General features: G+C 71.0%; 23 protein-coding genes and 2 tRNA genes. 7 read left to right on the forward strand and 18 right to left on the reverse strand.

Going from position 1 to position 20338, the window contains the following annotated elements; translation table 11 throughout:
* Window positions 1-23 precede the first annotated feature (23 nt).
* Both WA640_RS25520 and WA640_RS25525 read right to left on the reverse strand, forming a co-directional pair.
* Window positions 24-350, reverse strand: a complete 327-nt coding sequence (locus WA640_RS25520; protein WP_335991647.1) for a nuclear transport factor 2 family protein — start codon at window positions 348-350, stop codon at window positions 24-26.
* Between the two features lie 78 nt (window positions 351-428).
* Window positions 429-1481 carry a helix-turn-helix domain-containing protein gene (locus tag WA640_RS25525; RefSeq protein WP_335991649.1) on the reverse strand — a complete coding sequence of 351 codons (1053 nt, stop codon included), beginning with the start codon at window positions 1479-1481 and terminating at the stop codon, window positions 429-431.
* Window positions 1482-1612: 131 nt separating this feature from the next.
* On the opposite strand from WA640_RS25525, the gene WA640_RS25530 reads away from it, so the two are divergent.
* The gene (locus WA640_RS25530; RefSeq protein WP_335991652.1) at window positions 1613-1972 is read left to right on the forward strand and encodes a hypothetical protein; all 360 of its coding nucleotides are present in this window, start codon (window positions 1613-1615) and stop codon (window positions 1970-1972) included.
* 267 nt (window positions 1973-2239) lie between these two features.
* On the forward strand, window positions 2240-2446 hold the full coding sequence (locus WA640_RS25535) for a cold-shock protein (RefSeq protein ID WP_106363098.1): 207 nt from the start codon (window positions 2240-2242) through the stop codon (window positions 2444-2446).
* A gap of 59 nt (window positions 2447-2505) precedes the next feature.
* Here the strand turns inward: WA640_RS25535 and WA640_RS25540 are convergent, their stop codons facing one another.
* The 8 genes from WA640_RS25540 to WA640_RS25575 all read right to left on the reverse strand — a co-directional run bounded on the left by WA640_RS25540 (window position 2506) and on the right by WA640_RS25575 (window position 7578).
* Entirely contained in the window at window positions 2506-2910 is a 405-nt protein-coding gene (locus tag WA640_RS25540; RefSeq protein WP_335991655.1) for a hypothetical protein, read from the reverse strand.
* Between the two features lie 131 nt (window positions 2911-3041).
* Complete coding sequence (locus WA640_RS25545) at window positions 3042-3842, reverse strand: SDR family oxidoreductase (protein WP_335991657.1); 801 nt, start codon at window positions 3840-3842, stop codon at window positions 3042-3044.
* Entirely contained in the window at window positions 3839-4495 is a 657-nt protein-coding gene (locus WA640_RS25550) for a TetR/AcrR family transcriptional regulator (RefSeq protein ID WP_335991659.1), read from the reverse strand. The genes WA640_RS25545 and WA640_RS25550 overlap by 4 nt, the downstream gene beginning before the upstream one ends.
* Before the next feature lie 58 nt (window positions 4496-4553).
* Complete coding sequence (locus tag WA640_RS25555) at window positions 4554-5228, reverse strand: dihydrofolate reductase family protein (RefSeq protein WP_335991661.1); 675 nt, start codon at window positions 5226-5228, stop codon at window positions 4554-4556.
* On the reverse strand, window positions 5228-5701 hold the full coding sequence (locus WA640_RS25560) for an SRPBCC family protein (RefSeq protein ID WP_335991663.1): 474 nt from the start codon (window positions 5699-5701) through the stop codon (window positions 5228-5230). Before WA640_RS25560 ends, WA640_RS25555 begins: the two co-directional genes overlap by 1 nt.
* On the reverse strand, window positions 5691-6038 hold the full coding sequence (locus WA640_RS25565; RefSeq protein WP_335991666.1) for an ArsR/SmtB family transcription factor: 348 nt from the start codon (window positions 6036-6038) through the stop codon (window positions 5691-5693). The genes WA640_RS25560 and WA640_RS25565 overlap by 11 nt, the downstream gene beginning before the upstream one ends.
* 68 nt (window positions 6039-6106) lie before the next feature.
* The gene (locus tag WA640_RS25570; RefSeq protein WP_335991668.1) at window positions 6107-6925 is read right to left on the reverse strand and encodes an alpha/beta hydrolase; all 819 of its coding nucleotides are present in this window, start codon (window positions 6923-6925) and stop codon (window positions 6107-6109) included.
* 44 nt (window positions 6926-6969) lie between these two features.
* Window positions 6970-7578 carry a helix-turn-helix transcriptional regulator gene (locus WA640_RS25575; RefSeq protein ID WP_335991670.1) on the reverse strand — a complete coding sequence of 203 codons (609 nt, stop codon included), beginning with the start codon at window positions 7576-7578 and terminating at the stop codon, window positions 6970-6972.
* 218 nt (window positions 7579-7796) lie between these two features.
* On the opposite strand from WA640_RS25575, the gene WA640_RS25580 reads away from it, so the two are divergent.
* Entirely contained in the window at window positions 7797-8990 is a 1194-nt protein-coding gene (locus WA640_RS25580) for a PucR family transcriptional regulator (protein ID WP_335991672.1), read from the forward strand.
* A 59-nt stretch (window positions 8991-9049) separates the two neighbouring features.
* Here WA640_RS25580 and WA640_RS25585 read toward each other — a convergent pair whose 3' ends face one another.
* Complete coding sequence (locus tag WA640_RS25585) at window positions 9050-10009, reverse strand: C40 family peptidase (RefSeq protein WP_335991673.1); 960 nt, start codon at window positions 10007-10009, stop codon at window positions 9050-9052.
* Between the two features lie 150 nt (window positions 10010-10159).
* Window positions 10160-11578, reverse strand: coding sequence for an MFS transporter (locus WA640_RS25590; protein WP_335991675.1), 1419 nt, complete (start codon window positions 11576-11578; stop codon window positions 10160-10162).
* A 169-nt stretch (window positions 11579-11747) separates the two neighbouring features.
* Here WA640_RS25590 and WA640_RS25595 point away from each other — a divergent pair, with 169 nt between their 5' ends.
* Entirely contained in the window at window positions 11748-12137 is a 390-nt protein-coding gene (locus WA640_RS25595; RefSeq protein ID WP_335991676.1) for a hypothetical protein, read from the forward strand.
* A 74-nt stretch (window positions 12138-12211) separates the two neighbouring features.
* Window positions 12212-12820 (forward strand): DUF305 domain-containing protein, encoded by a 609-nt coding sequence (locus WA640_RS25600; protein ID WP_335991677.1) that lies wholly within the window; start codon window positions 12212-12214, stop codon window positions 12818-12820.
* Between the two features lie 68 nt (window positions 12821-12888).
* Here the strand turns inward: WA640_RS25600 and WA640_RS25605 are convergent, their stop codons facing one another.
* The 3 genes from WA640_RS25605 to WA640_RS25615 all read right to left on the reverse strand — a co-directional run bounded on the left by WA640_RS25605 (window position 12889) and on the right by WA640_RS25615 (window position 15194).
* Window positions 12889-13992 (reverse strand): ricin-type beta-trefoil lectin domain protein, encoded by a 1104-nt coding sequence (locus WA640_RS25605; RefSeq protein WP_335991678.1) that lies wholly within the window; start codon window positions 13990-13992, stop codon window positions 12889-12891.
* A gap of 257 nt (window positions 13993-14249) precedes the next feature.
* Window positions 14250-14340: transfer RNA gene (locus WA640_RS25610), tRNA-Ser, on the reverse strand.
* 74 nt (window positions 14341-14414) lie between these two features.
* Window positions 14415-15194 carry a CPBP family intramembrane glutamic endopeptidase gene (locus WA640_RS25615; protein ID WP_335991679.1) on the reverse strand — a complete coding sequence of 260 codons (780 nt, stop codon included), beginning with the start codon at window positions 15192-15194 and terminating at the stop codon, window positions 14415-14417.
* A gap of 261 nt (window positions 15195-15455) precedes the next feature.
* On the opposite strand from WA640_RS25615, the gene WA640_RS25620 reads away from it, so the two are divergent.
* On the forward strand, window positions 15456-16289 hold the full coding sequence (locus tag WA640_RS25620; protein ID WP_335991681.1) for a (2Fe-2S)-binding protein: 834 nt from the start codon (window positions 15456-15458) through the stop codon (window positions 16287-16289).
* Between the two features lie 41 nt (window positions 16290-16330).
* A tRNA-Ser gene (locus WA640_RS25625) sits at window positions 16331-16422 on the forward strand.
* 122 nt (window positions 16423-16544) lie between these two features.
* Here the strand turns inward: WA640_RS25625 and WA640_RS25630 are convergent.
* From WA640_RS25630 to WA640_RS25640, 3 genes are read right to left on the reverse strand one after another with little or no spacing between them, the layout of a single operon-like run.
* Window positions 16545-18032: a tyrosine-type recombinase/integrase gene (locus WA640_RS25630; protein ID WP_335991683.1), complete on the reverse strand. Its 1488-nt coding sequence runs from the start codon at window positions 18030-18032 to the stop codon at window positions 16545-16547.
* 41 nt (window positions 18033-18073) lie between these two features.
* Window positions 18074-18304, reverse strand: coding sequence for a helix-turn-helix transcriptional regulator (locus tag WA640_RS25635; protein WP_335991684.1), 231 nt, complete (start codon window positions 18302-18304; stop codon window positions 18074-18076).
* A gap of 55 nt (window positions 18305-18359) precedes the next feature.
* Window positions 18360-20279: a DUF3987 domain-containing protein gene (locus WA640_RS25640; protein WP_335991686.1), complete on the reverse strand. Its 1920-nt coding sequence runs from the start codon at window positions 20277-20279 to the stop codon at window positions 18360-18362.
* Window positions 20280-20338: the final 59 nt, after the last annotated feature.

Here is a 20338-nt window from a genome sequence, read left to right on the forward strand (position 1 = left end):
TGGTCATCTGGATGTGGTGAACACTAGGGTTCGATGACGAGGCTCGCGATCTTCCCGTCCTGCAAGCGGAACCGGAGCGGGCCGGTCCCGTTGAACCGGTTCCCGGTGACCTTGAGGGTGACGGTCCAGCCGTCGCCCGCGCCTTCGGCGTCGAGGACCTCGAAGCGGCTCTCCATGCCGATGTTGTCCGTGCGGTTCCACTGCGCGGCGCCTTCGATGCCGTGGAACTCGCGGCCCCAGTCGCTCAGGAAGGCGTCCTCGGTGAACACCTTGAGGAAGCGCTCGGTGTCCCCGGCGTTGGTGGCGTCGATGAACTCCTGGATCGGCGGCGGCAGTTCGGTGTCTGGCATGGTGTTCCTCCGCGGTCGTGGTGCCTTCCGACGCTACCGCCGCCGCGCGGGCCGCCGCCGGGAATCGCCGATCCCTGGCTAGGGCCGCTCCTGTGCGACGGCGCGGCCCGCGCCGGCGCCGATCGCGCGGGCGGTGATGATGCCGTCGCTGATGCGCAGGGCCGCTTCGGTTCCGTCGCCGGTGTTCGCGAATCCGATTGCGGCCGCGAGGGTGCCGTCGTCGAGGACGACGCGCAGGCGCCGCCCGGTCGGGAAGGCCGGGCGCAGGCAGGCGGCGAGGTCGGTGAGCCTGAGCCGCACCAGGTCCGCGGTCTCGCCGTCTGCTGGGACGACCACAGTGGCCTGCTCGCCGGGACCTGCGGCGCGGAAGGCGTCCTCGGCGGCGGCGAGGCGCGAGACGCCGAGGACCGCGATCACGCCGTCGGCGCCGAGGTCGATGCGGCCGCCGAGGAGGTCTGCGGGCGAGTCGAGCGGCGCGAGGATCTCGCGGGACGCGGCCGCGGGCGCGGCGGGGTGCGCGGGGGTCCAGGCGTCGGCGAGGTCGAGGCGGGCGAGGTGCCCGCAGGCGCGGGCCCGGTCGGCCGGGTCGCCGAAGCCGGGGACGGCCTCCGCGAGAAGCCCCGAGCCGTGCAGGAGCGTGAGGGCGAGTTCGGCGAGGCGCACGCGGCGCGCGGCGCCGTCGCAGGCTTCGAGGGCGGCGGCGAGCAGCAGGGCCTCCAGGCGGGCGATCTGGGCGAGCGCGTCGCGCCCGCCCTCGTCGAGGACCCCGGCGAGGGATCGCAGCCGCAGGCGGCCTCCAGGGGCGCTGTCGGCCGCGGGCGGGAGGCGTGCGAGCCAGGCGCGGGCGAAGCGCGTGAGGGCGTCCTCAGCGGTCCGCGGAGGCGCGCCCGCCGAAGATCCCGCAGCCGGTCCGTCCCCGCCCTCCTCCACCAGCGCGACGAGCACCGCCAGGTAGAGCGCCCGCTTGCCCGGGAAGTTCGAGTAGACCGCGCCGCGGGTCAGGTCGGCGCGGTCGGCGATGCGGTCGACCTTCGCGGCCGCGTACCCGTGCTCGGTGAACTCCGCGCGCGCGGCGGCCAGGACCGCCGCGCGGGTGCGGGCCTGCTGCTCGACTCGTGTGAGTCTCGCCATGTTCACTCCTCCGCTCGACGGGCGTTCAGGATACGGCGGCATCCCGATGACGTCGCCATTTAGAGTGCCTGGGAGAGGTTTCCCAGGTCGTCGCCCGGGGAATCCTCTCGCACCGAGGAGGAGGCGAGCATATGAGCGCACAGAGGGACCTGCCGGCCGAGGCAGGAGCGGAGGCGGACGCGATCCGCATGGCCGATCTGACGGCGAACGAGGGCGCCGACATCGGTGAGCTGCACGGGAAAGAGATGCTCGACCCCGACGACTGGGAGCCGCGCCGCGGCGTGAACCCGGTGGTCGTGGCGCTCGTCGCGGCGGGCGTCGCCGCGGTCGCCGTCGTCGTGCTCAAGATCGCGTACGACCGCCGCAAGTCGGCCAGCGTCTACCGGCGGGCGCTCGATCAACTGGAGGACGCCCGGGACGCGCTGATATCAGCGGCCTCTGAGCTGCCCGAGCGCGGCCGCGAGGTGCTGCACAAGGTGGCCCGCCACTAGTTGGTGTAAGGTCGGGCAAGCTTCTCGACGCCGCCGGCACGTTGGCAGAGCGGCGTTTCATCACTTCGAACGAATCAAGGCGACCATCTCTTCGAACACCAGGTCCCAAGTCGCATCACCGAACCGGATCACTCTGCGGCACGCGGTCTCCCGACCGCGGCCGGTCGCCGCATGCCCCGACCACCCCTACACCGACTTCCGCGCCGGCGTCATCGGCGCGGGACAAGGGCCGCCCCGGCGGCCCGCCGAACAACAGGAGGAACACCAATGGCTACCGGCACCGTGAAATGGTTCAACGGCGACAAGGGCTTCGGCTTCATCGCCCCCGACGACGGCTCCGCGGACGTGTTCGCGCACTTCTCCGCCATCCAGGGGACGGGTCGCCGTGACCTCGAAGAGAACCAGCAGGTCGAGTTCGACATCGAGCAGGGCCAGAAGGGCCCGCAGGCCGCGAACATCCGTATCCTCCGCTAAGAGGCATACAAGAAGGCGGGGCGGCGGCACAAGTGCCGCCGCCCCGCTCCGCTTCCCGCTCACACGGCCTGCGGCGTCTTGCGCGCCGTGCGGGCCCGGAGGGTGAGCACGCCGCCGACGATGGCGGTGACGGCGCCGATCTGCTGCACGAGCTGGCCGATCTGGGCGCCGAGCCCGGCGTCCCCGGCGAGGTTCGCGAAGCCGGTGCCGCTGGTGATCCCCTCGATCATGAACCCGGCCTGGATGAACGCGCCGAGGACGATGGGGAGGGCCGCGGCCCAGCGGACGCGGGTCCGCATGGCCGCGAAGGCGACCGCGCCGGTCCCGAGCAGGATGATGCCGGGCGGCGGGTAGACGGGGAACTCGATGCCGGCGGCCCAGAGGGTCGCGATGCCCGCGGCGCTCACGAGCAGGCCGGTGACGGCGGTGGTCTCGGTGCGGGTCCAGTGCTGCTTGACGTTCATTTCAGGGGCTCCTCTGCGAGGTGTCGGATATCTCCATGCTCGCGGCGCGGGCCCCGGCCGGACATCGTCGCGGCGGCGTAAACCCGCCTCAGCGCCGCGGCGTAGCCCGTTGAGGAGCCCCTGAAGACCGGTCAGCGGAAGTCGGCGGCGTGGTCGACGGTCCACTGCTCGTACGTGCGGGCCGGGCGGCCGGTGACGGCCTCCGCGGTGGGCCCGTAGGCGACCGGTTCCGCGGCCGCGAGCATGTCGAGCAGCGACGCGGGCAGGAACCGCTCGGCGGCTTCGCGCGGCAGCTCCTCGACCGCGAGGTCGCGGCCGATGGCCTTCCCGATCAAGGCGACCTGCTCGCGCTGGGCCAGGTGGCCCGGCCCGTCGACGATGTACTTCTTGCCTTCGTGGCCGCCGCCGAGGAGCGCGGCCACCGCGACGTCGGCGATGTCCCTCTCGTGGATCGGGTTGACCGGCGCGTCCGGGTACGGCAGGCGCACAACGCCTTCGGACTTGATCGATTCGGCCCACCACAGCGAGTTGGTGGCGAACATGGCGGGGCGCACGAACGTCCACGACAGGCCCGACGCTTCGAGCGGGCGCTCGACGGCCAAGTGGACCTGCGCGATCGGGTTGCTCTCGGGGCCGACGACGGCCGCCGAGGACAGCAGGACCACGTGCTTGACGCCCGCGGCCTCCGCGGCGGGCACGAAGTGCTCGATGCCCTCGTGGGCGGCGTACAGGAAGACCTTCTCGACGCCTTCGAGTGCGGGCGCGAGGGTCTCGGGGGCGGTGAGGTCGAGGCGGGCGGGCAGCGCGCCGCCCGGCAGCTCGACGTCGACGGGGTTGCGGCTGGCCGCGCGCACCGGGGTGCCCGCGAGGATCAGCTGCGCGATGACGTTGCGCGCGATGGAACCTCGCGCGCCGGTGACCAGGACGGTCATGGGTGGTCTCCTTCGGTTTCCGTGGTGCTTTCGGTGGTGGTGTCCGCGGCGAGCCGCGCGAGGATGCGCGACAGGGTGTCGCCGTAGCGGGTTTCGAACTCGGGATCGTCGATGTCGACGCCGAACAGGCGCCGGGCCGTGGAACGGAAGACGGCGGGCGCGAAGACCATGCCCATCATGGCGAGCTGCACGGCGGCCGTGTCGAGGTCGGGCGCGAACTCGCCCTGGTCGCGGCGCTCGCGCACCCGCTCCTGCTCGGCGTCGATGTCCGCCTGGGTCTCCTCGTCCGGGGCGTCCTCGGCGAGCGCCCGCCACAGGGTGAGCCGCACGAGCCGCACGTCGGCGAGGTTCTTGCGCAGGTACCAGCGCATGAGCTCCGCGGGCGGGACGCCCGCGTCGGCGTGGTCGCGCTCGCTGTCGAGCCATTCGCGCTGGAGGGCCCGGTACAGGCCCTCCTTGCCGCCGAAGTAGTAGCTGACGAGCTGCTTGTTCACGCCCGCGCGCTCGGCGATGGCGCCGACGCGGGCCCCGTTGAAGCCGTGCGCGGCGAACTCGGTCAGCGCCGCGTCGAGCAGCTTCGCCTTGGTGCGCTCCGCATCGCGCACCCGTTCGCCGGGCTCGGGGGCCCGCTGCCGGTTCGTCCTGGGTTCCACAGGACGAACCCTACCACGTAATTATCCGTCTGGTTGATTGGGTCAACTTGATGGTTGATTAGCTGGCCGCGAGGTCGCGCACGCGGTACGTCAGGTGCGTGCCGGACTCGGTCGCCACGGACGAGACGGGTTCGAGCTTGATCCGGGCGTGGTCGATGCCGCCGAACAGGGCGTCGCCCGCGCCGAAGAGCACCGGGCGCAGCGTCACCGAGAACTCGTCGACGAGCCCGGCGTTGAGGTACTGGAGGATCGTCGTCGCGCCGCCGCCGATGCGCACGTCGCGGTCCCCGGCGGCCTTGCGGGCCTGTTCGAGCGCGCTCTCGATCCCGTCGTTCACGAAGTGGAAGACGGTGCCGCCCGGGCGCTCCCATGGCTCGCGGACCTCGTGGGTGAGCACGAAGACGGGCGTGTGGAACGGGGCCTCCTCGGGCCAGCCGCCCTCGCCGCCGTCGAACATGCGCTTGCCGAGGACGGTGGCGCCGGTCCGGTCGAACACCGCCTTGAGGGCGTCGTTGTCGGGGCCGGTCTTGCCGCCCGAGCCCATCTTGAGGTTCTCGCGGAAGAACGCCTGCCCCATGGCCCAGCCCTGGAGCTCGGCCCACTGCGACATCCACTGCTTGTACTCGGGCGCGTGGGTGCGGCCCTCGTTCATCGCCTGCATCGCGCCGCCGTCGACGGGCGCCATGTACCCGTCGAGGGTCATCGTCACGCTGAAGAACACCTTGCCCGCCATCAGATCTCGCCTTCTTTCTCGATGTAGGCCGCGAGGCGGCCGAGTGTCTGCTTGCCGCCTTCGACGGCGCCGTACTGCTCGACCACGAGGTCCTTGTGCGCCTTCGTCGGGAAGACCGTCCGCATTTCGAGGTCGGTCCGCTCGCCGAGGTCGGTGAAGGTGATGACCTGGTCGAAGCGCTCGGGGTCGTCCTTGAACGTGCCGTGGACGAGGCGGATGCGCTCGGGCGCGACGATCTCCTGGAACGTGATCCAGTTCGGGAAGTCGGTGCCGTCGGGCCCGTGCATGGTGAAGTCCCAGTCGCCGCCCTCGCGGAACGCGAAGGCCCGCGTCGTGGTCGTGAACCCGTCGGGGCCCCACCACTGCGCGAGGTGCCGCACCTCGGTGAACGCCTTGAACACGAGGCGCCTGGGGCCGTTGACGATCCGGGAGAGCACGATCTCCCGGTCGGCCGTCTGCTCGTCAGTCGTCATCTCGCCCTTCCTCTTCCTTCAGTTCCTGCACGTACTCGTCGAGCCGGTCGAAGCTCGCCTCCCAGAACTGCGCGAACCCGCCGATCCACTCCTGGACCGGCCGCAGGGCCCGCACGTTCAGGCAGTAGAGGCGCTGCTTGCCGTCGCTGCGCACCCGCACCAGCTCGACCTCCCGCAGCACCCGCAGGTGCTTCGACACCCCCGGCTGCGGCAGGTCGAGCTCGCCCGCGAGCTCGGACACGCCCATCTCCCGCCCCCTGAGCAGGTCGAGGATGCGCCGGCGCTGGGGCTCGGCGATCGCGTTGAACGCGTCGGAGGTGGTCGCGGCTCGTGCCATGCATCGATCATATACCCATAACGGAATATGTCAAGCGGAGTCCGGGCCGGACCCCTGAGCAGGTCGGTTCAGCGCAGCGCGCGGATGTCGGCGAAGACGCGCTCGTGCGCGGCGGCCGCGGCGGGCGAGGTGAGGTCCATGCCCTGGATGAACCCGTGGACGAGGCCGGGTTCGCAGCGGTGGAGGACGTCGTTCCCGGCCTCGCGGAGGCGGTCGGCGAAGACCGCGCCCTCGTCGCGCAGGGCGTCGTCCTCGGCGGTGACGATCACCGCCCGCGGCAGGCCGCGCAGGTCGGGGACGAGCATGGGGCTGTTCGCGGGGTCGGCGCGGCGAGCCGGGTCGGGCTCCCACTGCGCGACGGCCCACGCGAGGAAGTCCGCGTCGAGCCCGAAGCCGGTGCCCTTCTCCGCGACGCTCGGCTGCGAGAGCGTCAGGTCCGTGTTGGGGCACAGCAGGATCTGCGCCTCCGGGAGCCGCTCCCCGCTGTCGCGCAGCCGGATGCACGCCATCGCGGCGAGGAACCCGCCCGCCGAGTCCCCGGCGACGGCCCACGGCTCGGCCCAGCGGAGCACCGCGGCGACGTCGTCGATCCCGGCGGGGTTCGGGTGCTCGGGCGCGAGCCGGTAGTCCACGGCGAGGACCTCGACGCCGCAGGCCGTGGCGATGCGGCGGCAGGTGCGGTCGTGCGTGTCGAGGTCGCAGACGACCCACGCGCCGCCGTGGACGAACACCACGACCGGCCGCGGCTCACCGTGCCCGTACCGGCGCAGCCGCAGCCCGCCGGGGCCGGTGAGGTCCTCGACGTGCGGCAGCTCGGGACCGCGGGCCCGCTGCCCGCGCCGGGCCTCGATGTTCGCGCGCAGTTCGTCCAGGTCGGGGATCGTCATGCGAGTCATTCTCACACCATGCGCCCCGTGCGCCGCACCCGTCCCTACGAGAGCAGGCCGATGCGGAACCCGGCGGCGACGGCGTGCGCGCGGTCGCGGGCCCCGAGCTTGCGGTACAGGTGCCGCGCATGGGTCTTGACGGTGTCCTCGCTGAGGAACAGGAGCCGCCCGATCTCGGCGTTGCTGTGCCCTTCGCTCATCCCCCGCAGGACCTCCAGCTCCCGCTCGGTCGGGGCGGCGCCGAACGTCGGGGCGGTCCGCCGCTGCGCCGGGACGCCGGGACGGGGCCAGTTCGCCAGCATCGAGCACGTCAGCGCCGACACGAGCTCGTCGGCGTCGGCGCCGGAGCCGAACACGCCGCGGGCGCCGAGGGTCACCGCCTCGGCGGCGGTCTGCGGCGCGGTCACGCCGACGACGATCGCCGCGGTGCGCGGCCAGGTCCGCCGCACCCGGGTCAGGAACGCCGCCCCGTACGCGAGCGCCACGGCCGCATCGAGGATCGCCACCTCCGCGGGGCGCTGCGCCTGCATGGCGAGGGCGTCGTCGCCGGTGCCCGCGGTGCGCACGGCGTGGTCGATGCCGTGCCGGGCGGCGACGGCGGCGAGGCGCCGCGTCCCGGCGAACGTGCGGGAGCAGATGAGTACCGAAAGCATGCTTTTCCTGTCGGCCGTGGACTCGCAGGGCGGGCCCGTGTGGTGATCGAGCTGGTCGGCACGGGCCGGGACCGTCCCATGCGGTCTGCGACTGTGGTTCGTGCCATATAGATTGACGCGTGAGCGCGCTTCCGGTCATTGGCAGGCGGGACAGCGTTTCGGCCGGCGCGTTGTTCCCCGATACAGCACGCGCACCGGCGATCCCGGCGGAGGTGACGGTGGAGACCATCGAATCGACAAGCAGGACAGCGGAAGAGGTCATCCGGCGCATCGGCGGCGGCGTCCCGGCGCTGGCCGAGCGCATCACGGCGCGGATCTTCACGGAGATCCCGGTCTACGCGGCCGGGGCGGTGCCGCGGGAGGCGGTGCTCGCGTCGGTCGTCGGCAACGTCGAGGACGCGTTCGACCGCTTGGCGGGCCGCAAGTTCGACCTGGCCGCGGCCGTGAAGACCGGCCGCGAGCGGGCGCAGCAGGGCATGCCGCTCGCGGACCTGCTGTCCTCGTTCCGGATGGGCTACGACGAGACCTGGGACGCGATCATCGCGGCGGCCCGGCTCGCGCCCGCGATCCCCTCGGACGACGTCGTCGACCTCTCGCGCAGCTGGTTCCACCTGCACAACCTGGTCGGCGACACCATCATCCACGCGTACCGGGAGGAGGCCCAGCATCTGCTGCTCACCCGCGAGCGCGAGCGGGCGGCCCTCGTGAACGTGCTGCTGACCGGGGACATCGGCCTGGCGACCGTGGTCGAGGTCGCGGGGAAGCTGCGGCTGCCCGTGGAGGGCGTGTTCGTGGTGGTCGCCGCGGCCACCGGGCTCGGCGAGGACCCGATCCCGCGGGTCGGCTCCAGCCTGTCGGCGATCGACGTGGGCTCGGTGTGGCACCTCGCGCAGGACGCCCTGGTCGGCGTCCTGTCCCTGGAGAAGGCGTCCCGCATGCCGTCGGTCATGGAGGTCCTGGAGCGCCACGCGTCCGGGCCGATCGGCGTCAGCCCGGTGTTCGGGCCCTTGCGGCGGGCCGCATGGGCGCTGGGGCTCGCGCAGCTCGTGCTGCGCCGCCAGCCCGGGACGGCCGCGGTCGAGCAGTTCCGCGACGACCCGATGAACGTCCTCGTCGCGTCGGCCCCCGATGCGGCGCAGGAGACCTCGCGGACGGTCCTCGGCGGCCTCCTCGACCTCGCCCCCGACCGCCGCGACCTGCTCCTGTCGACGTTCAACGCCTGGATCGAGGCGGGCGGCTCCGCGCAGGCCACGGGCGAGGCGCTCACCTGCCACCCCAACACGATCCGGCACCGCCTGCGCCGCATCGAGCTCGTCACCGGGCGGAACCTCGCCCGCCCGGGCGACATCGCCGAACTCGTCGCGGCCTGCCACGCCTGGACCCAGCTCCCGCCCCAGTCCTGGGACCGCTGATGCGGCTGCGGGACCGGCCGCGCCGACGCCGGGCAGGTCCGCGACGAGCGCTTGCAGCGCTAGTGGAGGACGGTGGTCGCGCCGTACCAGACGTTGCCGTGGTCGAGCTCGACGACCTTGACGACGGTGCGGGAGTTGGGGGCGTGGACGATCAGGCCGTTGCCGATGTACATCCCCATGTGGGAGAGGTCGTTGTAGAAGACCAGGTCGCCCGGTTGCAGCTCGTCGCGGCTGATGGTCGCGGTCTGGTTGTACTGGGCGGCGGCGTTGTGCGGCAGGTCGATCCCGATCTGCGCGTACGAGCGGAGGATGAGGCCTGAGCAGTCGTAGGAGTCGGGCCCGGCGGTGCCCCACACGTAGGGCTTGCCGACCTGGTCGAGCGCGAACGAGACGACGGCGTACTCGTCGTCGGTCATGTAGGGCAGGTCGTAGTCGGTGATCGCGTCGCCCGCGGCGGCCTGCCACTCCTCTTCGAGGTCGTCCATGCGCGCGTTCAGCTCGTCCTGCTGCAGCTCCAGCTCCGCCTCCTGCTCGTCGAGGTCGGTCTGGAGGTCGTTGAGGAGGTCGAGCTGGACGGTGTACTCCTCCGACGCGGCCTTGAGCTCGTCCATGAGGTCGAAGCTGTAGAGGTTCGCGGAGTTCAGCCGGTCGAGGCGCTCGACGAACGCGTCTGGCGAGCCGGACTCCAGCAGCAGGGCCGCGTCCCCGATGCCTTGGTCCACATAGGTCGCGGTGATGTAGTCGGCGAGCTGCTCGCGCAGGGCGTTCAGGTCGGTCTCGGCCGCGGCGAGGGACTCCTCGGTCTGCGCGACCATCTCGCGGTTGTCCTGCGCCTCCTGCGCGAGCCGGTTGTACTCCTCAACGGCCGCAGTGAGATCCGCGTCGGTCTGGTCGATCTCGTCGTTGATCTCGTCGGTGCCGCGCTGGCCCCACGCGGGGGCCGAGCCGACCGCGGAGACGAGGAGGCCGCCCGCGACGGCGACGGAGGTCCATTTGCGACGGAGAGAGGGCGGCTTCACGAGCGGCGTGCTCCTTCGGGGAAGTCGGGGATGCCGCGGCGACGGGAGGCGGCGGTCGAACACGCCTACAAACTACTATCATGGTTAGTAGATGACAAGGGGCGGGGCCGGGCGTCGAGTCGTCCGGCCCCGCGGGTTTCCTGATTCGGGTCAGGCGGCGGTGGTCACCTCGGCCTTCGTGCGGCGGACCGTCGCGAGGGCGAGCACGACGCCCGCGACCGCGATGGCCGCGGCGGCGGTGAACGCGGCCGAGAAGCCGTCGGTCAGCGCCTCGGGGTTGCCGAGTTCGTTGGCGCCGAACGGGACCGCGATGGCGGTGACCACGGCGAGGCCGAGCGCGGAGCCGATCTGGTAGCTCGTGTTGACGATGCCGGAGGCCAGGCCGCCCTGTTCGGGCGCGGCGCTGGAGATCGCCATCTGGAGCGACGGGATGAACGCGAGCGACATGCCGAGCGCGGCGACGAGCGAGGCCGGGAGCACGTCCGCCGCGAACGTCCCGTCAGGACGGACGAGCGAGAGCCAGCCCAGGCCCGCGGCCAGCAGGAGCAGGCCGGTGGAGATCATGGCCTTCGAGCCGAACTTCGCCGTCAAGCGCGGGGCGATGACGACCATGCCGAGCATGATGAGCGCGGTCATCGGCAGCAGCGCCGCCCCCGAGGGGAAGGCCGAGTAGCCGAGCACCTGCTGCAAGTACAGGTTCAGGAAGAACCACATGGGGATCCACGCCGCGCCGAGTAGGGCCTGGGCGAGGTTGGCCGCGCCGAGGTTCGCGGCGCGGAAGACCGCCAGCGGCATGAGCGGCTCGCGGCGCTTGGCCTGCACGACGAGGAACAGCGCGAGCAGCACCGCGGCGCCGGCCAGGACGCCCCAGGTCTGGACCGAGGCCCAGCCGGTCTCGGGGGCCCGCACGATCGAGAAGACCGCGCCGCCGAGGCCGAGCGTGGCGAGGACCGCGCCGAGCACGTCGATCGAGCCGCGGGCGCCCGCGCCGCCGGGCAGCAGCGCCGGGGCGGCGGCCACGGCGAGCACCGCGATCGGCACGTTGATGTAGAAGACCCAGGGCCACGAGGCGTACTCGGTGATGAGCCCGCCGAGGAAGACCCCGGCGGTGCCGCCCGCGGGGGCCGCCGCGCCGTACACCGCGAACGCCTTCATGAGCTCTTTCGGGTTGGCGCCGAACAGCATCATGAGCAGCGTCAGCGCGGAGGGCGCGATGAGCGCGGCGCCGACGCCCTGGACGGCGCGCCCGGCCAGCTCGACCGCCGCGTTCCCGGCCGCCCCGGCCAGGAGCGAGCCCGCGCCGAGGACGATCCAGCCGAGGCTGAAGACCCGGCGCGCGCCGAGCAGGTCGGAGAGCCGCCCGCCGAGGAGCAGCAGGCCGCCGAAGACGACGACGTAGGCGTTGAAGACCCACGACAGGCTCTCCTGCGTGAACCCGAGTTCGGCCTGCATCTCGGGCAGGGCGACTCCGATGATCGAGGTGTCCATGATGACCATGAACTGGGCGAGGGCGATGAGCCCGAGGGCGGTCCAGCGCCGCGAGGCGGGCGGTGTCGATGTCCGTGACATGACTGCTCCTAAATACCGGTAGGGGGTATGTGCAGCAGTAGTTCTAACATACCCCCTGGGGGTATTGCAACCGCGGTGTCGCGGATCGCATGGCCGCCCCCGCTCAGCCCGGCCGGTCGGCTACCATGGGCGCGTCTACCCCCTCGGGGTATCGGGAAGGGCTGGTGCATTGACCGGGTTGCAGGCGCTCTGGAAGGCCGCGCTCATCGTGCTGGCCATCGGGGTCGCGCTGATGCACTCGACCGGCCACGCCTGCGCCGGGGACGTCTGCCCGCCGGAGTCGGCGACCGTGGCCGTGCTCGACCCGCACGCGTCAATGGCGGACGACCGCGGCCACGAGGAGGCGCCCGGCAGTGGCATGAGCCCCATGCAGGTCTGCATGGCGATCCTCACCGGCCTCGCACTCGCGGTGTCGCTGTGGGCGATCCGGCGACTCGCGCGAACGATTGCCGACTGCGACGCGCTGATGCAGTTGCGCCGGGCCGTCGCCGACATGCCGCCGTCACTGCCTCCCGGGGGACGACTGTCCTACATAGAACTCTCGGTGTTCCGCATATAGGCCGAACCGCTGGTCCGCTAGACCGCTTCGACCCGTATACGCGACAACACCTTCGACAGGAGAGTTCTCACACCATGAGCAAGACCTTCACGCTGCGCCGCGCGCTGTCCGCCGGCCTCGCCGCCTTCGCCGCGCTGTCCCTCGCCGCCTGCTCCGACAGCGGCGACGACGAGGGCCACGACATGGACTCCATGGAATCGGAGTCCGAGTCCGCGGCCGACGCCGACTTCAACGACGCCGACGTCTCGTTCCTCCAGATGATGATCCCGCACCACGAACAGGCCGTCGCCATGTCGGACCTGGCCGCCGCCCAGGCCGAGGACCCCGAGGTCGTCGCCCTGGCCGCCCAGATCGCGGCCGCGCAGCAGCCTGAAATCGACGAGATGACCGGTCTCCTCGATGAGTGGGGCCAATCCGCCGAGATGGAGGGCCACGACGGGATGTCCATGGGCGGCATGGCGACCGACGCGCAGATGACCGAGCTCGAAGCGGCCCGGGGCGCCGACTTCGACCGCCTCTTCGTCGACCTCATGATCGCCCACCACCAGGGCGCGGTCGACATGGCCGAAGAGGAGCAGGCCGAAGGACAGAACGCCGAAGCCGTCGCCTTGGCCGACGCGATCATCACCGCCCAGACCACCGAAATCGAGACCCTGGAAGCGATCCGGACCAGGCTCGGGTAACCGCAGACGGGGGCCCTGCCGGATCGGCATGGCCCCCACGGCGCGCCGAAGCGGCGCGCACGCCTTGGTTACCGCCTGGTCCACTGCTGGTTGGCCTGCCCGCTGCCGCAGGCCCAGAGCTGGACCTTCGTGCCGTTGCCGGTGCCCCAGCCCGACGCGTCCAGGCACAGGCCGGACTGCACCCCGGTGATGGTGCCGTTCGCGTTGACGTTCCACTGCTGGTTGGCTTGTCCGTTGCAGTCCCAGATCACCACCGCGGTGCCGTTGCTGGTGCCCTGGCCGACGGCGTCCAGGCACTTGTTCCCGTACACCATGAGCTGCTTGCCGGCCGTGTAGGTCCACTGCTGGTTGGCGCCGCCCCAGCAGTCCCACAGCTGCACGCCGGACCCGTTCGCGGTGCCGGCACCGGCGACCTCAAGGCAGCGGCCGGACTGGGCGCCCACGATCTCGGTGCCGTCCGCCGAGCCGATGCTCCCGGGCACCGATCGCAGTGCGGCGTACCAGACCGCGGCCATCTTGTCGTATCCGGCGGCGGTGGGGTGGACGCCGTCGTCAAGGTCGGCGGCGGTCAGGGCGCTGTGCATGTCGACCATGTGCACGTGCTTGCCCGCGTTCACCTTGCTCTGCACGATGCCGGGGATCGCCGCGTTGAAGCTGTTCACCGCCGCATCCCCCTCAGCCCACCCGAGCGGGGTGATCTGCGCGACGAACACCTCGGCGTTCGGCGCCGCCGCGGTGATGTGGTCGATCAGTGCGGACAGCCGGTTCGGCGCGCCGGCGACGTCGTAGTTCTGGAGGATGTCGTTGGTGCCGATGTGCAGCAGCACGGTCTGCGGCTGGTAGGTGTTCAGCCAGCCGACGACGTTCGCGTCGATCTGGTCGATGCGCCAGCCGGGGTGGCCTTCGTGGTCGTGGTCGCCGAGGCTTCCCGGGCCGTTGAACTGCGACCCGACGAAGTCCGTGGTGTACCCGCCGCCCGCGAGGCGCTGCCACAGCCCGATCCGGTATCCGCCCGGCGTGGCCGTGCCCTCGGTGATGGAGTCCCCCAGCGGCATGACCCGCACCCCGCCGTTCGACTCCGCGCTGGCGGTGCCGATCGGCGTCGCCGCCAGGCCCACCGCCAAGAGTCCGAGCGCCACGATCCGGCCGAGCCACCTTGCCCTTGTTCGCATCTCTTGCTCCTCGAATTCGTAAGACCGTTTCCGTTCCAGGTGGTCGTGGGGACTCGACCGGCGGCGCGGTTATCGCTCACATACCGCACCTTTGGCCATGAAACATCTGATGATTTTTCCGGCTATCCAAACTATAGAGAGATATCGATGTGTAAGTCAACGGCTCGGCCGGGGTTCGGGCGGTCCGGTGGAGACGACTGTGGGGCCCTGCCGAATCGGCAGGGCCCCACAGGCCACGTACGTCGACATGCGATGAGTGGCGGAGGATATGGGATTTGAACCCATGATCGGGTATCACCCGAAACCCGCTTAGCAGGCGGGCGCACTAGGCCACTATGCGAATCCTCCAGGATTCGCATGAAGACGTACGAGCATCGAGCATACCGGTAGGGCGCAGGCAGGGCCAAGCGGGTTCGGGTCGGTCAGAGCCAGCTCACGTGGGGTGCGACCAGGAGGTATCCGACGAAGGCGGCGATGTCGAGGAGGGTGTGGGCGACGACGAGGGGGCCGGTGCGCTTCCACTTGAGGAAGCACAGGGCGAAGACCGCGCCCATGACGGCGTTGCCGATGAAGCCGCCGAAACCCTGGTAGAGGTGGTACGTGCCGCGAAGCAGCGAATGCGCGGCGACGATCGCGACGGGGCGCCAGGCGAGCTGCTGGAGGCGCGTGACGAGGTAGCCGACGCCGACGACCTCCTCGACGATCGCGTTCTTGAGGGCGGCGAGGACGAGGACCGGGACGGCCCACCAGACGTCGTTGAGGTTCGCGGCCGCGATGGTCGCGTTCAGACCCAGGGCTCGGGCGGTGAAGTAGAGCGCGAGGCCGGGGATGCCGATGCACGCCGCGAGGGCGGCGCCGCCGAGGAGGTCGAAGGCGGGGCGGCGGGCGTCGAAGCCGATGGCGCGGAACGGGTTCCCGCGGTCGAGGCTGAGGAGGTGGAGCGCCAGCGCGACCGGGGCCATCGCGAGGGCGAGGCTGACGAGCTGCTGGGCGAGGTCGTACCAGGGCCGCTCGGCCTCGGCGCGCGCCGAGTTCATGGACTGGACGGAGTCGGCGAGGCCGCCGGGCTCGGTGAGGGTGCCGACGATGGAGACGAGCGACCAGATCGCGGAGGCGCCCAGGGAGAGCAGGAGCACGATGACGACCTCGCGGCGGATCACGCGCGGGGCGAGGAGGGGCGCGGCCTCGGTGCGGTTCGACATGCGACCAGCGTGCCAGAGCCCCGAACGGGGACGCCGCGACGGGACCGGTCGCACCTCGTGTGCGACGCGTCGCCGCAAGTCAGGGGCATGATCGAAGGCGTTAGGCGAGGTGCTGTGAATCTCATCCCACTCGGCGACGCTCACCCTCACGGCACCTCGCCTGCCTACACCCCGTCGCCGCGCCGCCTCTGTCGGTTTATTGACACTCCGCCGTTCGCATCGGGTAAGGTTAGCCAGTCCTTACCTGAGAGGGGTATCCTGATGCGGCTCGCGACTGCGGAAGCCTTCACCGGCGCCCCCGTGCTCGCGGCGATGCCGCTCCCCCACCCGATGCGCGCGCTCCGCACCGTTGCCGCCCGGGTCGAGCACGAGGTCAGCCCCCATCCGATCGCCGGGATCAGGTCCTGGCTCTACGGGGACGAAGCCGCCGACGCGGTCGAGTTCCCCGCGATCGAGCTCGCTGCGGGCGAGCGCGTCGAGGAGCTCATGGCCGCGGCCGGGGACCTGTGGGGCGGCTCCGCCCACGCGAACGCGGCGCTGGCGTGGAAGACCTACTGCTACTGGACCCTCGCGCCCGCCGTCCTCGGCTACGTCGCGGCCCGCCGCGTCCCGGTCATGGACGCCGCGAACACCGTCTTCCGCGTGAGCGCCGACGCCCCGATGTTCTCGGTGCGCCAGGTCCGCCCGCGGTTCCTCGCGCTCCCGCACGACCCGTGCGCGGGCCACCCCGACGTGGAGGTCGTCGCGAACGAGGAGGTCCTGCTGGACCGCTTGCGCGCCACGGCCTTCGATGGGCATCTCGCGCCGGTCCTCGACGCGTTCCTGGCCCGGGTGCGGGTCGGGCGCCGCACGCTCATGGGGTCGCTGGCCTCGGGCCTGTCGTACGCGGTGGCGTCGATGGCGGCGGTCGTGCCCGACGCCGACGAGGTGATCGCGAAGACCCTGCTCGACGCGTTCGACGTCGCGCACCTGGTGGACGTCTCCACCGGCGAGGACGGCCGCCTGGCCTACCGGCGCCGGACCTGCTGCCTGGCGCTCACCATCGAGGGCGGGCGCACCTGCTCGACCTGCTGCGTCCAGACCGATCGGTGCTAGCGGCCGCGTTTGATAGATTGACGCGTGCCTTCACCGGCGCTGGAGAAGTCGCATAGTGGACTAGTGCAGCGGTCTTGAAAACCGTCGTGGGTGTCACAACCCACCGTGGGTTCGAATCCCACCTTCTCCGCCAGAGCTGCAACGATGGCCCTTGACCAGGAGTTTCCTGGTCAAGGGCCACCCTTGTGTGAAGAGACCGAGTCCGGCTAGGTCCGGCCGGGGACGGCCGATATCGGCTCGCCGGTCAGATTCCGGTCAGATTTCTTCCTCACCTGCTTGCTTCCCTGCGAGTCGCCGGATGAGCTGGTCAGCCTCTTCAGGCGACATCATGTCGAAGAGGGTCAGCAACAGCTGTGCGCGCTTCTCAGCTTCCCGCTCTTCCTGGCTCGGCTCCTTCGCCTCTGCTGGCATCGAATCGAGGATGCGCCTCATTGCACGCCTCGCACTGCCATCGACGCACTTTGCGTAGATTCGCAACAGCGTCTCGATGCTGTGCCCGGCCCACTCGGCGACCTGTGCAGGGTCACCGGTCGCTGCCAGCCAGCCGGAGACGCAGGCGTGCCGGAGGTTGTAGGGCACCGCGGCGAGGTTGCGCCCAAGCTCCTCGGGCGTGAGCGCTTCGGCCCGTGCTTCGCTCCACTTGCGGCCGTAAGTCTCCCTGCTCGGTGTCGCGCCACGGGGCCCGACGAACAACTCACCATTCGGGCCGAAGCCGAAGCGGGAGATGTGTTCCCGAATGCGTCGCACCAACTGCGGGTGAATCGGCACCACTCGCACCGTCTTCTCGGCCCGGTGCTTGAGGCGGCGACGGGCGCGGCGTCTACGGCTGTCGTTGTAACGGGCAGTGACTGACGGTTCGGCCCGGTGCAAACGGAACTCCCCGAATGCTTCCAGGTCGTCTTCGGCCGGGAGCGTGAAGTCTCCCTTGCGAAGGGCAACTACCTCCTCCGGGCGGAGACCGGCGTAAGCCATGACGGCGAAGAACGTCTCTAGCCGCTCCCCCAGCTTGCCGAGTCTGCCGACCGCGGCCAACAATCGGGTGATCTGCTCCTGATTCGGCACGACAGCCGGGTCGACCGTGTCGTCACTCTGCTCCTTAACCCAGGTGACCGAACCGAGTGGGTTGGTCTGCAAGGCCCGAATTTCCTTGGCGTACTTCATCGCCGTGTTGAAGGTGGCTCGGCGGCGCTTGAAGTAGTTCACTGCCGCCTTGGTTCCGTCTTGCTTGCGGCTAAGGCGGTCAAGGACTGCACGGACCAGGCCCGGTCCCTGCTCGTCGTCTTCGAGCAGGGACAAATCAACGGTGTTTGCCTCAAGCCAGTTGATGGCCGTGCGGTGCTCATCGGAGAGGGCATCCCCATGGAGGCGGTCGCCATATGCCCACTGTTTAAGGGCCGCCCGGACCTCGGCGTCGCATGGACTCGCCTTGTCCTCGATGACAAGTGCAAGGGTCGCTTCGCTCAAACCCTCAGCGATGCTCTGGCGCTGTCCACCGCCGATGTGGGGCCACCGCACATCCGTGTACTGGAGTGTGAAGGCGTACCAGGAAAGAGCCGACTGCTCCCGCAACTCCGACTCCGGAAGGCCGGATTCTACATCGAAACGCTCACCACGCTTGTGCGCGGCAATCAGCTCGGACTTGCGGTTGTCGGCGGCCGTCTTGCTGCGAAGCGGCGCGCGCTGACGCTCTCCCTCGACTGTCCATCGAACGGTGTACGTCTTGCCCTTCTTGCGGCTGGTCACCTCGTGGTCCCAGAAGGTGACCTTGTAACTCCACCGTGGCATCAGGCGTTCGCCTCTTCGAACTGCTCGATCCACTTGTCGAAGACGGCGCGGCGGATGCGGACTTGGTTGTTCGGGAGCTTGATCGTGGCGGGCGTCAAGCCTTTGTTCTTCCAGTCGTTCCAGGTGCTCTTGGCAATGTTCAGCTCGGCGTAGACCTCTTGCAAGGTCATGAACTTCCCGCTGGACGTGCGCACGGCGTGTGCGTTGACGGTGGCGGTTGTGGGTGTCATGCTGGGTGTTCTTCCTTTCTTGGCGGACGGGAAGACGAGAGCCGGTGACGAGCTGCTAGGCGAGGTCATCGGCTTTTGCCATATCGGGATGCAGGTCGTAGCGCGGCGAGGGCGGACGTCCGCCCTTGCGGCGCGGCTGGGGCCGCTCGCGGAGGTAGCCGTGGTCGACCAGGCGGGCGGCGGCGTCGCGGATGGCGTCGGCGGTCGCCAGGCCCCGGCGACCTCTCAGGGCGCGGTGCATGTCGCGCACGCTCATGCCCGACTGCCCGTGGCGGGCGAGCCAGTCGAGCAGGGCCGCCGCGGGGCCGGTCTCGGCACCGGCCCCCATGTACGACCAGACGCCCAAGGCGTGGTCGGCGAAGTAGTAGCCGAGCATGGTCGCGGCGTCGAGCGTGTCGGCCTCGACCGGCGTCGCCGCCCCGGTGTTGGGGTACTTCGCGAGGTGCAGCAGCCCGGCGAGGCGGACCACGGCCCCGGTCCACTTGTTCGCCCATGACAGGACCGGCTCCCATTCCCCGCCGGGCCCGAGCCGCGGCTCCCGCTCGCGCTCCAGCGCAACGACCTTCGCGCGCGCCTCGGCCGTCAGCTCCAGAACCACGGGCTCGGTGCGCGGGTGCATGGCGTAGACGAGTCCGGCGAGCTTGCGCGCATACTCGGCCTTGACCGCAGCCGGGACCGGCGACGGGGACGGGTTACGGGACCCGACCTTGGAGGCGGGGAGCGTGAACAGGAACCGCGCCAGCAGGCCCCGGTCCTCGAACCCCGGCATCCGGGCCGCGTCGCGAAGGACTTCGGGTTGGACGGCGAGACCCAGGGTCAGCGCCGGGGCGGCGACGTACTCGGCCGGAGCCGACTTGCGCACGACGCGGAGCATGTCCCCGGCGTGGCCCTTGAGGAACGCGTCCAGGTCCGGGACGCCGGAGTACCGACCCGCGATAGTCGCGAAGATCCCGCCCTCGGCCGACAGGATCGCCAGCCGCCCGCCCTGCTCGGCCAGCAGCGTCTTGGCGGCCTCGGGCGTGATGTCGTCGGCGACCAGCTTGGGCGAGACGGGGACGGCGACCTCGTCGGCCTCGCGCGCGGCGGACTTCGCGCCGTTGGCGAGGTCCGGGTCACCCGGGTTCTTGGAGGCGGCGGCAAGGGCCTGCTCGGCGGCGCGGCGGGCAATCTCGGCCTCAGTGACGGCCTCGATGATCCGCGGCCGCGCCTCCTCGGCGAGCGTGGCCTCGGCGTCGAGGATCGGCCGGACCATCGCCGCGAACACCGACGACTTCCGATTGCCCGGCGGGAGCGCCGTGCAGGTGAACAGGTTGCACGGCTCGGCCCAGTCGGGCCCGGCCTGGACGGCGAGCCGCCCTTGCGCCGCGGTCGAGAGCGCGGCGAGGGCGATCGATCCGGCGAGGTCGGTCGGGGTCTGGGTGGCCTCGGCGACGGCCTCGACCATGTCCCCGACCCAGTCGGGCAGGCACGCGGCCGGAAACGCGGGCAGAGCGCGCGCCTCGGTCAGCGGGACCGGGGCAGGCCACGCCTCGCCGGGCCCGGCGAGGGTGTTGAGCGCGTCGCGGGTGCGGTCGAGGACGGCGGCGACGGTCTCGCCAGACAGGTCGGCGTACTGGCCCAGCCGCGTGGCAACGGCCTTGATTTCCCGGCGGCGGGCGGCCTCGGCGATGCGGCGGGCGTAGTACGCGCCGCTGTCGGCGGAGACGACGGCGGTGACGCAGTCGTGGAGGTAGGGGCCACCCCCGGCCTTGGCGAGGGTGCCCTCATCGGCCAGGCGGGCGGCGACGGCGACCGGTTCGGTCGGGTCCCCGGCGGTGTGCTGGGCGGCGATGGCCTCCCAGATCAGCCCATGCCGGGGCACCTCGAACGATCCGGCGTCGACCAGAGCGGCGATATCGGCGACGGTGCGGCCGTCAAGCATCGCGGCACCGAGGACGACGCGCTCGGCCTCGTGATTCGGGTCCTTGGCTTTCATGGCATTCGGTCTCCTTGTCTGGGGCCGGGGCCGCCGCACGGCGGCCCCGGCGTGGATGT

This window comes from Glycomyces sp. MUSA5-2, from assembly GCF_037034145.1.
Lineage (GTDB): Bacteria > Actinomycetota > Actinomycetes > Mycobacteriales > Micromonosporaceae > Glycomyces > Glycomyces artemisiae.